Annotated in this window: 11 protein-coding genes; 8 read left to right on the top strand and 3 right to left on the bottom strand. The window is 66.5% G+C overall.

Features of this window, described 5'->3' with window-relative positions:
• Positions 1–92 precede the first annotated feature (92 nt).
• Genes dxs through V9L17_RS10830 form a run of 5 tightly spaced genes read left to right on the top strand, consistent with a single transcriptional unit; the run spans position 93 to position 5,283 of the window.
• The gene (gene dxs, locus V9L17_RS10850; protein ID WP_337351438.1) at positions 93–2,066 is read left to right on the top strand and encodes a 1-deoxy-D-xylulose-5-phosphate synthase; all 1,974 of its coding nucleotides are present in this window, start codon (positions 93–95) and stop codon (positions 2,064–2,066) included.
• Entirely contained in the window at positions 2,063–2,680 is a 618-nt protein-coding gene (locus tag V9L17_RS10845; RefSeq protein ID WP_337347813.1) for a DUF402 domain-containing protein, read from the top strand. Before dxs ends, V9L17_RS10845 begins: the two co-directional genes overlap by 4 nt.
• Positions 2,677–3,237: a hypothetical protein gene (locus tag V9L17_RS10840; protein WP_337347814.1), complete on the top strand. Its 561-nt coding sequence runs from the start codon at positions 2,677–2,679 to the stop codon at positions 3,235–3,237. Before V9L17_RS10845 ends, V9L17_RS10840 begins: the two co-directional genes overlap by 4 nt.
• A gap of 11 nt (positions 3,238–3,248) precedes the next feature.
• Complete coding sequence (locus V9L17_RS10835) at positions 3,249–4,226, top strand: aldo/keto reductase (protein WP_337351437.1); 978 nt, start codon at positions 3,249–3,251, stop codon at positions 4,224–4,226.
• 25 nt (positions 4,227–4,251) lie between these two features.
• Positions 4,252–5,283 carry a nucleoside hydrolase gene (locus tag V9L17_RS10830; protein ID WP_337351436.1) on the top strand — a complete coding sequence of 344 codons (1,032 nt, stop codon included), beginning with the start codon at positions 4,252–4,254 and terminating at the stop codon, positions 5,281–5,283.
• A gap of 22 nt (positions 5,284–5,305) precedes the next feature.
• On the opposite strand, the gene V9L17_RS10825 is transcribed toward V9L17_RS10830, so the two are convergent.
• The gene (locus tag V9L17_RS10825) at positions 5,306–6,730 is read right to left on the bottom strand and encodes a mycothione reductase (protein ID WP_337351435.1); all 1,425 of its coding nucleotides are present in this window, start codon (positions 6,728–6,730) and stop codon (positions 5,306–5,308) included.
• 275 nt (positions 6,731–7,005) lie between these two features.
• On the opposite strand from V9L17_RS10825, the gene V9L17_RS10820 reads away from it, so the two are divergent.
• The 3 genes from V9L17_RS10820 to V9L17_RS10810 are packed head-to-tail and all read left to right on the top strand — an operon-like array spanning position 7,006 to position 10,287.
• Entirely contained in the window at positions 7,006–7,860 is an 855-nt protein-coding gene (locus tag V9L17_RS10820) for an ECF transporter S component (protein ID WP_337351434.1), read from the top strand.
• Positions 7,861–7,870: 10 nt separating this feature from the next.
• The gene (locus V9L17_RS10815; RefSeq protein WP_337351433.1) at positions 7,871–8,614 is read left to right on the top strand and encodes an energy-coupling factor transporter transmembrane component T; all 744 of its coding nucleotides are present in this window, start codon (positions 7,871–7,873) and stop codon (positions 8,612–8,614) included.
• 2 nt (positions 8,615–8,616) lie between these two features.
• A complete protein-coding gene (locus V9L17_RS10810) occupies positions 8,617–10,287 on the top strand; it encodes an ABC transporter ATP-binding protein (protein WP_337351432.1) in 1,671 nt (556 codons plus the stop codon).
• A gap of 53 nt (positions 10,288–10,340) precedes the next feature.
• Here V9L17_RS10810 and V9L17_RS10805 read toward each other — a convergent pair whose 3' ends face one another.
• A complete protein-coding gene (locus V9L17_RS10805; protein WP_337351431.1) occupies positions 10,341–12,515 on the bottom strand; it encodes a 3-hydroxyacyl-CoA dehydrogenase NAD-binding domain-containing protein in 2,175 nt (724 codons plus the stop codon).
• Positions 12,512–13,789 carry a thiolase family protein gene (locus V9L17_RS10800; RefSeq protein WP_337351430.1) on the bottom strand — a complete coding sequence of 426 codons (1,278 nt, stop codon included), beginning with the start codon at positions 13,787–13,789 and terminating at the stop codon, positions 12,512–12,514. Before V9L17_RS10800 ends, V9L17_RS10805 begins: the two co-directional genes overlap by 4 nt.
• Positions 13,790–13,853: the final 64 nt, after the last annotated feature.

Genomic DNA, 13,853 nt, shown 5'->3' with positions numbered 1-13,853 from the left:
CGGCCGGTCACCGACCAGCCGGGGCTTCGGCTTTGGATTTGAGCCGAGGCGTTAGAGTTAACAGGCACGTCTACCACCTGAAGGAGGGGTCATTGGGACTCTTGGACGCCATCCGGAATCCGCAGGACCTGAACGAGTTGTCCGAAAAGCAGCTGGCGGAACTCGCCGGTGAGATCAGGAGTTTCCTGATCACGAACGTCTCCCAGACCGGTGGACACCTTGGACCCAACCTTGGGGTGGTTGAGCTGACGCTGGCCGTGCACCGCATCTTTGACTCGCCGCGGGACAGTATCGTTTTCGATACCGGCCACCAGTCCTACGTCCACAAGCTCCTCACCGGACGCCAGGACTTCAGCACACTCCGTCAGGAAGGCGGCCTGTCAGGCTACCCGTCCCGGGCCGAATCCGAGCACGACATCGTCGAAAGCTCACACGCTTCCTCGTCCCTGTCCTGGGCGGACGGTATCTCCCGGGCCCGGCAGCTCACCGGGGAAGGCGACCGGTACACCGTCGCGGTGGTAGGCGACGGTGCCCTGACCGGCGGCATGGCCTGGGAAGCCATCAACAACATCGCGGCCGATAAACGCCGCCGCGTGGTGATCGTGGTCAACGACAACGGCCGCTCCTATGCGCCCACCGTCGGCGGCTTCGCCGACTACCTGGCATCGCTGCGACCCACCATCGACTCCTTCCGCGCCGCCCCCGCCTATGAGGGGACCTTGGACTGGTGGAAAAAGAAGCTCCAGAACAGCGGCCCCGTGGGGCAGTTCACCTACAAGAGCCTGCATGCCATGAAAAAGGGCATCAAGGACTGGTGGGCGCCCCAGGGCATGTTCGAGGACCTTGGCATGAAATACATCGGCCCCGTGGACGGGCACAACCTCCAGGCCATGGAGCACGCCCTGTCCACAGCCAGGAACTACGCGGGCCCGGTCATTGTCCACGCCATGACCGAAAAGGGCCACGGCTACGCTCCCGCCCGCGCCCATGAGGCGGACCAGTTCCACGCCGTCGGCATCATCGACCCCGAGACGGGCGAGCCTACGGGCAGCGCCGGCGCCCAGTCCTGGACCTCCGTTTTCGCTGACGAGATCGCCGAGATATCCGATGAACGGCCGGACATCGTGGGCCTCACCGGCGCCATGCTGATCCCCGTGGGCCTGCACAAATTTGCCGCCAGGCACCCCGACCGCGTGATCGACGTCGGAATTGCCGAACAGCACGCCTTGACCTCCGCCGCCGGCATGGCCTTCGGCGGGCTCCACCCGGTGGTGGCCGTCTACGCCACGTTCCTGAACCGCGCGTTCGACCAACTGCTGATGGACGTCGCCCTGCATAAGGCCGGCGTCACCATCGTGTTGGACCGGGCAGGCGTCACCGGGCCCGACGGTGCAAGCCACCACGGCATGTGGGACATGGCCATGGTCCAGATTGTGCCGGGGCTGCACCTCGCGGCCCCGCGCGACGCCTCCCGCCTGCGGGAGGAACTCCGCGAGGCTGTAGCCATCAGTGACGCCCCCACCGTGGTGCGCTTCTCCAAGGGCACCGTGGGCGCCGAAGTCGAAGCCATCGAAAGGCTAAGCGACGGCGTGGATGTCCTGGCCCGACGCCCCTCCGGTTCCACTGAGAACGACGTCCTGATCGTCAGCGTCGGGGCCATGTCCGAACTTGCCCTGGACGTTTCCAACCGCCTCGGCGCGCAGGGAATCAGCACCACCGTGGTGGACCCGCGCTGGGTGCTGCCGGTCCGCCGTTCCATCATCGCGCTGGCCTCCCATCACCGACTGGTCATCTGCATTGAGGACGGCGTCCGCGCAGGCGGAGTGGGGTCGCGGATCAGGCAGGAAATGCGCGCCGCCGGGGTGGACACTGCCCTGAACGAGGTTGGCCTGCCCGTGGAGTTCCTTGACCACGGCACCAGGAGCCAGGTCCTGGAGCGCGTCGGGCTGACCGCCCAGCAAATAACGCACGACGTCGTCGCGCAGGTTTTGGGCACCAAGGTTCCGTTTGCGCGTCCCCTCCCGGGCCAGCAACACCCCACCACCGGCAGCCTTCCGATTCTGTGAGGGAAGAAGACGCACTGAAGTACCCGGGGGCAACCGGTGAAAGCGGACCGGCGATACATACCAGCACCACACGCGTTCCGGGCCCGCTGCAGCCCGGCCAATTGGTGGTGGCCCGGAACCGCAAATGGAACGGCAAGGCCCACTGGGTGGTCCCGGGCCGCTATCTGGGTGAGGACCGGCACGGCTGGTGGATTTTCCAGGGAACCAACGAATTCTGCTCCCGGCCCGGCGCCGCGTTCTACACCCGGTCCGATGCAGTGCTGCTGGTGCCGCGCTCCGGCGACTGGGTGGCCACGTTCTATGACGACGCCCACCCCAACGGGGTCCGTGTCTACGTGGACCTCGCCGTTGCGCACGAGTGGACGGACATCCGGCCCGCCGTCACCGAGTTCCATGTGATCGACATGGATTTGGATGTCATCCGCATGGCGGGCCGCGGCGTCTTTATCGATGACCAGGACGAGTTCGCCGAGCACCGCATCGCCATGAATTACCCGGACCGGCTGGTGGATGATATCCAGGCCGCCGCGGATGAGCTTTACCAGGCCGTCAAGGCACAGCACGCACCGTTTGACGGAACAGATGTCGAATGGTTCACGAAGGGACGGTCATGAGCGGAATCATCAGGGTCTACAAACGGGACGATGAGGGAGTGCTGCACTTCCGCGAGGGCTGGTTCGACGAGGACTACAGCCAGTTCGTGATGAACTATGGCGTTGTGGGCCACCAGAGCAAGACCGAAGAAACCGACGTCGCCGACGCCGCCGCGGCGGAGGGCCTGATGGATGCGTTTGCCGTGCAGTGCGCGGAGGACGGCTACGCCGAAATCCCCGACGAGGAGCAGTTTTGGGTGGTAGCCCAGTTCGCCCTGAAGACCAAGGAGGGCACCGACCGCGACCGCTACCTTGAGGAGAAGGCGAAGGATGCCCTCATCAGCCACCTGGCGTGGCGCGGGCTGGGCACGGTGGAACGCTCGGAATTCAGCGACTACAAGCTGAACATCTTCTGCCTTTGCCCCGACGTAAACAAAGCCGTCAACGCGATCAAGGTCTGCAGCCGCGGCGAGGATTTGGACTTCACCAAGCTCAGCATTGGCGCCGCACCCTTCACTGATCCGGACAGCTTCAAGCTCAAGCACTCGGCGAAGCCAGCCAACAGCTTCAGCCTCTAGGACGGAAGTCGATGACTGAATACCGCCGCCTCGGAAACTCCGGCCTCACCGTTTCTGTTGTGGGCCTGGGCTGCAATAACCTGGGCCGGGCCCAGACGGCCACCGAGTCCCAGGAGGCCACTGACGCCGTCGTCCACGCCGCCCTCGACGCCGGTGTGACTCTCTTCGACGTGGCGGACACCTACGGGCGCGAGCCCGGCCTCAGCGAGAGCATGCTGGGCAAGGCTCTGGCCGGGCGGCGGGACGAAGCCGTGGTGGCCACCAAGTTCGGGATGGACATGCACGGGGCCAATGGCCGCGATTTCGGCGCCCGCGGCTCCCGCAGCTACATCATCCGCGCGGCGGAGGCATCGCTGAGGCGGCTGGGCACCGACTGGATCGACCTGTACCAGTTCCACACTCCGGACCCGCTGACGCCGATCGAAGAAACCCTCTCAGCGCTCGATGACCTGGTGACGAGTGGGAAAGTGCGGTACATCGGGCACTCAAACCGCGCCGGCTGGCAGATCGCCGAAGCTGAGTTCGTCGCACGGACCGCCGGGGGTGCCCGGTTCATCTCCACCCAGAACCACTACAACCTCCTGGACCGGCGGGCGGAGCTGGAAGTCACCCCCGCAGCCGAGGCGTATGGCCTTGGCGTCCTGCCTTACTTCCCGTTGGCCAACGGGCTCCTTACCGGAAAATACTCGCCGGACACGGCGCCGGAAGGCACCCGGCTCAGCCATACCCGGACCCATCTGGTGCACGATGCCGACTGGGGCCAGCTCACACGGTTCAGCGCCTTCGCCGAACAGCGTGGCCTGTCGGAGGTTCAGGTGGCCTTCTCCTGGCTCGCGGCCCAGCCGTCGGTCAGCAGCGTGATCGCGGGGGCCACCAGGCCCGAACAGGTCCGCCAGAACGCGGAGGCCGTGGCCTGGGTGCCAACCCCGGCGGAGCTTGCGGAACTGGATGACATCTTCCCCAAAGTCCCCAAAGTGGCACTCTTCTAGGAAACGGCCTGAGGGAACGACGCCGATGACCAGGCTGCTGCTGGATGTGGATACCGGGATAGACGACGCCTTGGCCCTGGCGTACCTGGCCTCGCTGCCGGAAGTGGAGTTCGTGGCTGTGACTGCGACCCCCGGAAACGCGGGCCTGCGCCAAGTGGCCTTGAACACGCTGGCCATGCTGGAGTTGTGCGGGCGTCCTGGGGTTGAGGTCGCCGTTGGCGCCGAAGTTCCCCTTTCCGTCCCCCTCGTGACCACCCCGGAGACCCACGGACCCCAAGGTCTTGGACACGCCGTGTTGCCACAGCCGTCCGGGTCAGTGTCCGCTCGGCACGCCGCCGATGTCTGGGTGGAAGCAGCACGCGCCCACCCGGGGGAGCTGACGGCGCTGATTACGGCGCCGCTGACGAATTTCGCCCTGGCCATCCGACGTGAACCGCGGTTGCCGGAATTGCTGAAACGGGTGGTGATCATGGGCGGAAGTTTCTACCACCAGGGAAACACCACGCCCACGGCAGAGTGGAACACCCATGTGGACCCGCATGCGGCCAAGGAAGTCTATGCGGCGTTCCGCGGGTTGCCGGAGGACCGGCTCCCCATTGTCTGCTCGCTGGACACCACGGAGCGGATCGAGATGCGGCCCGAGCACATAAGGCGGCTTTCCGCGGCGGCGGGCTGCGCCGTGGAGGAACTTGTGCTTCCCGAGCAGCCCGAGGGGCTCCGGAGCACGTCCGAGAACCCGCTGGTGCGGCACCTGTCCGATGCGTTGCGGTTCTACTTTGAGTTCCACCGGCACTATGACCAGGGGTACCTGGCGCATGTCCACGACTTCTTCGCCGCAGGCGTGGCAGCCGGCACGCTGGAGTACAGCACCCGGACGGCAACCGTCGACGTCGAGGTCGAGTCCACCTTGTTGATGGGGACCACCGTGGCGGACTACCGCAAGCTGTGGGGACACCCGCCCAACGCCAAGGTGGTGTCCGGGAACAACCCTGAACAGGCCTTCCAGGAACTCATCCGGTCCGTCGGCGCCCTCGCAGCCCGGCTGTACGAACGGTAAGTCCGGCAGTGACCCGTTAGTCCTACAACGAAGCGTCGTCAGGCAGGTCCACGTCCAGGGCCAGCAAGGCGTTCTCCACCACCTCGGTCAAAGCCGGGTGGATCCAGTAGGGGCCGCGCGCCAGCGTATGGACCGGCACGTCCGTGGCCATCGCCTGGACCAGTGGCTGGATGAGGATGGAGGCTTCGCGGCCCATGATGTGGGCTCCGAGCAGGCGTCCGGTGGACTTCTCAGCGACGAGCTTGACCACCCCTTCCTCGTCCTCCATGGCCCAGCCGTAGGCGGTGGAGCCGTAGTCCTGGACCGCCGTAACGATTTCCGTGCCTGGCGCTGCCTGCGAGCGGGCGTCATCTTCGGTCAGGCCGACGGAAGCCACCTGTGGGTTGGAGAACACGGCAAACGGCAGTGCCGTGTAGTCGATGGGCCGGAGCCGGTCCGGGTGTTCGAGGTTGTTCGCCACCACCCGGGCTTCCCGGTTGGCGACGTGCTTGAGCTGGTAGCTGTTCGCGATGTCGCCCAGGGCGTACACGCCGTCCACAGGCTGCCCGTTGGAGAGGACCCTGAGGTGGCGGTCCACGGACAGGGTGCGGTCCCCGTCCAGGTCAAAGCCGGCAGCCTCCACGCCCAGCCGGTCCGTGTTAGGCACCCGCCCCGTGGCCATCAGGACGATATCCGCCGGGATGCGTAGCGGCGTGCCATCATCATCGGAGAAAACGACCGTGACCGAGCCGTCGCCGTTGTCCTCCACAGCCTGGAGCGCGTATCCAAGCTCCAGCCGCCAGCGGCTGGCGGCTGCGGCGGCGAAACGCCCGGCGATCTCCCGGTCGTTGCCGCGAAGCAGTCTGCCGGAACGGTTTACCTGGGTGACGTCGGCGCCGAAGCCATGGAACACCGCGGCAAACTCCGCCGCGATGTAGCCGCCGCCCACAACCACCACTCTCCCCGGCAGGCCGTCAATGCGCATGACGGTATCGGAGGTATGTACCTGCGGCAGGCCGATCCCCGGAACTTTGGGCAGGACGGCCCGGGAACCGGCGGCCACTACTACCCGGTCCGCGGTGAGTTCCACGCCTGAATCGGTGACGAGCGTCCTGGGACCCGTGAACCGAGCGTGGTCCTGGTACAGGTCCACATTGTCGAGTTCATCCGCCCGGTACCGCCGGCCGGACTCGGAAATCGAATCGATCCGGCCAAAAATCCTGTCCCGCACGTCATTCCAGTGCACCTTATCCAGGCTCAGGTCCACACCGAGGCGGCCCGCTTCCGAGGGCGTGGCGGCAAGCCCGGCCGGGTAGACAAACATCTTGGTGGGGATGCAGCCGACATTCAGGCACGTACCGCCGAACACGCCGCCGTCGATCATCGCTACCTTCCTGCCGTCCCAGAACGGAGTAATCAGCGAATTTCCGGATCCCGAACCGATGATGGCCAGGTCGTAGTGGGGCATGCATCCGCCTTTCGTGAGGTCCTCCGCAGGACGGCGGGGGTGGGGTGGTGGAGTGGGCCTTTCCGTGAGTCTATGGCAGAGCTGGGCCGACGTCGGAACGCAGGCCTGCCGGAAATCGGCCGAAACGGCCGGATAGCTGCGGGGTACCAGCCGGTAGACTGGATGGCGGACCGGCCGGCACCCAAACGCGCCGGTTGCCGCCGAGGTGACATAGGCGGCGTTCCGCATTGCCCGGGCTTTCCGGGCTTCCCAGCCTGAACCTTCGAAGGAACGCCATGTCATCGCCCTCCCTTACGCTGGAATCCCCAACCCCGGCCGCCGCCCGGAAGCGCCGGTTGCTGGAAATCCTCGGTGCACTGGCCATCGCAGGCACCTACATCTACCTTGTGCTCAACCAGCCCGCGGACATCACTGGCGGACCGGGAAGCGCTTCGGCCCTGATCGCGCTCTCCGGGTTCCTTGCCGGCGCCATCCTGCTGATTGTTGCCGTCCTGCCCACGCTGCCCGTCTCCACGCTGGTACTGATTCCCGTTGCGCTGGTGCTGAACATTGTGCTGGGCCAGTTTGTAGGCAGCACACTGGTGCCGTTCTACCTTGACGCCATCGGCACGGTCCTCATCGCGGTCCTGGCCGGACCGGCAGCCGGAGCCGCCACAGGCGCGCTGAGCAGTATCGTCTGGTCCTTCTTCAATCCGACTGTCCTCCCGTTTGCTGCCGGCGCCGCCCTGATCGGCTGCCTGGCAGGCCTCGCTGCCCGGTATGGACTGTTCCGCCGCTTTTACCTGGCACCGGTGGCCGGTTTCCTGACCGGGATCATCGGCGGTGTTGTCTCCGCGCCCATTGCCGCCTTTGTCTTCGGCGGCACGTCGGGGCTGGCCACCGGCGCCATCGTGAGCGCCTTCCGCTCTATGGGGGACACGCTCCTGGCCGCCATTACCAAGCAGGCCCTGATCTCGGATCCCATGGACAAGGCCATCGTCTTCACGCTGGTGGCCATCCTGGTGTATGCCCTGCCACGCCGTACACGCCTGCAGTTCCCCTTTGTGACGCGCCACCGCGTGTTGGCGGGCCACGGAACCGGCCGGCCCGCCAGCGAGACCGCCGGCGCACCTGCGGACCAGGCCTCCTGACCCTCCCCTGATGCGACTCCATCCGTTTACATCGCTGGCCGCCGCCGGGAGCACGGCAGTGATGACGACGGCGGCAGCGAGCCTGCCGCTGTCCCTCGCCGTGATTGCCGCAGCAGTGTGCTTGTCGGTCGCCGGGGGAGTGGAACGCCGGATGGCGGCGGCTGCTGCGGGAATTCTGGCCCCCCTCGTGTTGTCGCTCTTCATCCTGCATGGACTGTTCTTTCCCGAAGGCGCTGCCGTCCTGGCGCAATGGGGACCGGCGCGGGTCACCGTGGAAGGGCTGCAGTTTGCCCTTGACCGGTCCACCCAGCTCTCCGCGTCAGTGCTCGTGCTGCTGTTGTGCTCCTTTACCATCAGCGTTCCGGACTTGGTCGCCGCATTGTCCGCCCGGGGCGTTCATGCCCGTTTCGCGTTTGTGCTGGCCTCCACCCTGACCCTGCTGCCGGCCATCACCACACGGCTGGGCAGGATCAGGCATGCCCAGGAGGCCCGCGGCCTGGTGATCACAGGGGGCGTTTTCCGGCGAATGACAGCCTTCCGGTGGCAGGCGGTGCCGTTGGTCCTGTCATTGGTGGACGAAGCTGGCACCCGGGCGGCTGCCCTGGAAGCCCGTGGCTTCGGCGGACCCGGGCCGCGCACCAGTTACCGTGAGGTGCCCGATCCGCCGTTCCAGCGCCGGCTGCGCCTGGTCCTCCTGCTCGCGGCCGCTGCGGCAACAGTGGTCCGCCTCGGGCAGTCATGGGTGGGTTCTTGAGGATGGCGGAAAGCTCCACCCCCGTACTGGCTGCGGGGATAGAAACATTCATTTATCCCGGCGATACGGAACCCGTCCTCGCCGGTGTGGACCTTTCCCTCGGTGCAGGCACACTGACGGCAGTGCTGGGCGGCTCCGGCAGCGGCAAGTCAACACTGGGACGCCTGATTGCCGGGTGGCTGCTTCCCGGCAATGGCGGGAGCCTGACGGGATTCCTCGACCTTGGCGGTACGAGGCTGCAGTTCACTGGAGAAGCTGATCCACGAATCAACCCCGGTACGTGGGGCCGCGTGCTGGGCTTCGTGCCGCAGGACGCCGTGGCGGCCCTCTCCAGCGTCCGCGCAACGGTTGCCGAAGAGTTGGCCTTCGGGTTGGAAAACGTGGGAATGGATCGGGCCGGAATGGCCGCCGCCGTTGGGCGCACGGCGTCAAGGGTCGGCCTGGACCACCTGCTGGACAAGGACCCCGCAAGGCTTTCCGGCGGCGAACTGCGCCGCCTGGCCATCGGATGCGCCGTCATTTCCGGGCCTGCCGTGCTGGTGATGGACGAGCCGTTCGCTTCCCTAGACCGGGAAGGAGCCGAAAGTTTGGCGCTCCTGGTGCGGAACCTTGTGAAGGACGGCACCGCCGTCGTGGTCCTGAGCCAGAGGGTGGACGATTTGCTGCTCGACGCCGACACCTGGGTGCTGCTCAGCGGAGGTACGGTGGCGATGACGGGCACGCCCGCCCAAGTCACCGGCTCCGGAGAGTTGGCAACGGCCGGCGTAGTGAGCCCGCGGCCGGGCACGGGGGCCAGTGTCCTGCCGGTCCCGGAAGCACTGGGAAACGGTGCTCCTGGCCTTGATGCACTTATCGCTGGTGCCACCGTTCTCAGTGCCTCTGCCCTTGGAGCAATGGTGCCCCGCCCGCCCGCGGTCGAACTGCGTGGCGTCTCGTTCAGCTACCGCCAACAACGCCGGCGCTGGCTCAAAACAGAGCCGGACCCCGCCGCGGCAGTGGTCCTTCAGAACCTCAACATGGAAGTACGCGCCGGCGAGATCGTTGCTGTCACCGGAGCGAACGGTGCCGGAAAGTCCACACTGCTGCGGCACCTCAATGGCCTCCTCCAGCCCACGGCCGGGACGGTCCTGGTCAAGGGGCAGGACATCGCCGGGCACCCAACGGGAAGGGTGTCCGGCGACGTCGGGCTCCTCTTCCAGCAGCCCCGGGACCAGCTGTTCGAGCGCACCGTGGAACGGGAAGTCCGCTTCGGCGTGGAACGGTGGCCGGTCCGCCGGAAACCAGGCCGCCGGCCAGTCTTTACATGGACGGCCGCGCAGGGAGCTGCCGGGAGGCACTGCCATGACCCAGCAACCGAGCGGGCCGTATCTGAAGCCCTCGCCGCCGTCGGCCTGGATCACCTCGCCGGCCGGCATCCGGCAGAACTTCCCGCGTCCCACCAGCGCCTGCTGGCCCTGGCCACCGTGCTGGCCAGGCGCCCGTCTGTCCTTGCCCTGGACGAACCGACCGTAGCCCTGGACGGCCATGGACTGGCGGTCCTGGACCGCGTGGTCCGGTGTGCCGCCGCGGAGGGCGCCGCCGTCGTGCTGGTCACACACGACCTCGAGTACGCGCGGTCCCTTGCGCATAGGCTGGTGCACCTGGAGTCCGGCCGCGCGCTGACCTCCCAGTGATCCCGGGCCAGATCCCGGTTCCCTGACGCCTTGGCCGGTTCCGGACGGGCAGGCTACGCGCTTGCTGGCGCCGCGGAACGGGATGCGGTGCCCGGTGCGAGGAACCGCTTGCCGTTCACCCGCTCGGAGGCGCCAACCCGGTCCAGGTACGGGGTGATGCCGCCCAGGAACATGGGCCAGCCCGCGCCGAGGATCATGCAGAGGTCGATGTCCTCCGGACCTGCCACCACGCCTTCTTCCAGCATCAGGCCGATTTCCTCGGCCAAGGCATCCTGGACCCGGTGCAGCACCTCGTCTCCGGTGGACGGCGAGGTACCGAACGACATCAGCGACAGGGTGGAGTCCGGGATTTCCTGCGTTCCGTCGGCCGCGGGGGCCCACAGCGACTTCACGCCGTTGTCGATCAGCTTCTTCAGGTTTGCGGACACCGGAAAGCGGTCGCCGAAAGCGGCGTGCAGGGACTCCTGGACGTGCTGCGCCACCGGCAGGCCCACCATGGCGCCCAAGGTGAACGGCGTCATCGGCAGGCCCATGGGCCGCAGGGCGTTGTCGGCAACCTCTGCCGGGGTGCCCTCGTCAAAGGCGGCCGTCACTTCGCCCATCAGCCGCAGCAGGATCCGGTTGACCACAAAGGCGGGGGCGTCCTTGACCAGCACAGCCGTCTTCTTCAAGCCCTTGGCGAGCTCGAAGGCGGTGGCCAGCACGGCGTCGTCTGTCCTGGGAGCCCGTACGATCTCCAGCAGCGGCATAACAGCCACCGGGTTGAAGAAATGGAATCCGACGAGCCGCTCCGGGTGTTCAAGATCAGCAGCCATGTCAGTCACGGACAATGACGACGTATTGGTGGCCAGGATGCAGTCAGGCGAGACGATCGCCTCCACCTCGGCGAACACCTGCTTCTTGACGTTCAGCTCTTCGAAGACGGCCTCGATCACAAAGTCGGCGTCAGCAAAGGTGTCCTTGGAAACGGAGCCCGACACCAGCGCCTTAGTGCGGTTCGCGGCGTCCGGGCTGATCCGCTTTTTGCCGAGGAGTTTGTCCACCTCGGCATGGACATAGCCAACACCCTTGTCCACCCGGGCCTGGTCGATGTCGGTCATCACCACCGGAACCTTGAGCTGGCGCGCAAACAGGAGCGCCAGTTGGCTTGCCATGAGGCCTGCGCCCACCACGCCGATCTTCGTGACCGGGCGTGCCAGCTTCCGGTCCGGGGCACCTGCCGGGCGTTTGGAACGCTTCTGGACCAGGTCCAGGAAGGCGTACACGGTGGCGCGGAATTCGTCGGTCTGCATCAGCACGGCAAGGGTTTCGCATTCCAGCTCCGCGGACGCCGCCTGCGTCATAGTGCGGTTGGCTTCCAGGATGTCCAGGACCTTGGCCGGTGCCGGGGAGGCGTTGGAGGTCTTAGCCTCCACGAACGCCCTGCCGGCCTTAACGGCTGCGGCCCAGCGTTCGGCAACTTTGGGATCGGAAGGGTCGACGGCGTTCGGCCTCTCCGGGACCACCTCACCTGTGATGACCTTGGCTGCCCATGCTAGGGACTGCTCCAGGAAGTCCGCCGGTTCGAAGAGGGCGTCGGCGATGCCGAGCCGGAAAGCGTCCGGCCCGGTGAGGGTCCGGTTGTTGCTGAGCGGGTTCTCGATCATCACCTTGACGGCGTTTTCGGGTCCGGTGAGCCGCGGCAGGATGTAGACGCCGCCCCAGCCGGGGACCAGGCCGAGCACAGCTTCAGGAAGCGCCAGCGCCCCCGCGCCGGTGGAGACGGTGCGGTAGGTGGACTGCAGGGCGATCTCCAGGCCGCCGCCAAGGGCCACACCATTGATGAACGCGAAGCTGGGGACGCCGAGGTTGGCGAGGGTGGCGTAGACGTCGTGTCCAAGCTGGGCCATCCACAGGCCATGCTCCCGGTTCTCCAAAGATTTCACGGCGGAAAGGTCCGCCCCGGCAACAAGGAAGTACGGCTTGCCGGTCACGCCCACGCCCACAATCTCGCCCCGGGCGGCCCGCTCCTTTAGTCCCTCCAGGACTGTCCCGAGTTCCACCAGTGTGTTGGGCCCAAGGGTGGTGGGTTTGGAGTGGTCCAGGCCGTTGTCCAACGTGATCAGGGCAAACGTCCCGGGGCTGGACGTGCCGGGGGCAGCTGGCAGTTCGATGTCCCGGACGTAGGAGTGCGTCACGGTTTCGTCGGGGAAGAGTTGGGCAAGCGTGGTGAAATCGGCGGCGCTCATGCTGCGGCTCCTTCGGTAGTGGCGTCGGTCTGCTGCGGGGCTGCGGTTCCGCTGTATTGGGCGTGGTGCGGGTTTTCCCAGATGACCGTGGCGCCCATGCCCAGGCCGATGCACATGGTGGTGATGCCGTAGCGCACGGTGGGGTCCTCCTGGAACTGCCGTGCGAGCTGGTTCATCAGCCGCACCCCGGAGGAGGCCAGCGGGTGGCCCACCGCAATGGCGCCGCCGTACCGGTTGACGCGGGGGTCGTCGTCGGAGATCCCGAAATGGTCCAGGAAGCTCAGGACCTGCACGGCGAAAGCCTCGTTGATTTCGAAGAGTCCGATGTCATCGATGGTGAGCCCGGCGTTCTTCAGGGCCTTCTCGGTGGCGGGGACGGGTCCGATGCCCATGACTTCGGGTTCGACGCCTGCATACGCGTAGCTGACCAGGCGCATCTTGACGGGCAGCCCAAGCTCTGCGGCAGCTTCGGAAGAAGCCAGGAGCGCGGCCGTGGCGCCATCATTCAGGCCTGCTGCGTTGCCTGCCGTGACCCGGCCGTGGGCCCGGAAAGGCGTGCGCAGGGCGGCCAGGTCCTCGAGCGTGGTGCCTGGCCGGGGTGGCTCATCAACGCTGTTCAGGGTCCAGCCTTCGCCCGGCTTGAGGGTTGCCACCGGCACCAGGTCGGGCTGGATCTGGCCCTTGCTGTACGCGGCGGCGAGTTTGTCCTGCGAGGCAACGGCGTAAGCGTCAGTGCGGCCTTTGGTGATGGCGGGAAAGCGGTCGTGCAGGTTCTCGGCGGTGTTGCCCATGTTCAGGGCGGCGGGATCAACGAGCCGCTCGGACATAAAGCGGGGGTTGGGATCGGCACCTGAGCCCATCGGGTGGTTGCCCATATGCTCCACGCCGCCGGCGATCACGACGTCGTAGGCACCGAAGCCGATGCCGCTGGCGGTGGTGGTCACGGCAGTCATGGCGCCAGCGCACATGCGGTCGATGGCGAACCCGGGGACCGTGCGGGGGAGGCCGGCCAGGAGCGCCGCGGTGCGTCCCAAGGTAAGGCCCTGGTCACCGGTCTGCGTGGTGGCGGCCACGGCAACTTCATCTACCCGCTCCGATGGCAGGGACGGATTGCGGCGGAGAAGTTCGCGGATGCATTTGACCATCAGGTCATCGGCGCGGGTTCCGGCGTAGATTCCTTTGTCGCCGGCCCGGCCGAAGGGTGTGCGGACGCCGTCAACAAAGACGACGTCGCGGACAGTGCGCGGATTTCCGCTGCTTCCGTGGTGGCTCACGTATAACTCCTCATCGAGACGTTGGCGCCGGTCAGTGGCCAAGGGGCAGCACTGGTCCGGACGG

Origin of the sequence: Pseudarthrobacter sp. CCNWLW207 (assembly GCF_037203945.1) — a bacterium.
Lineage (GTDB): Bacteria > Actinomycetota > Actinomycetes > Actinomycetales > Micrococcaceae > Arthrobacter.
Note: the sequence above shows the minus strand (reverse complement) of the source record. Positions and strands in the feature narration are given on the sequence as shown.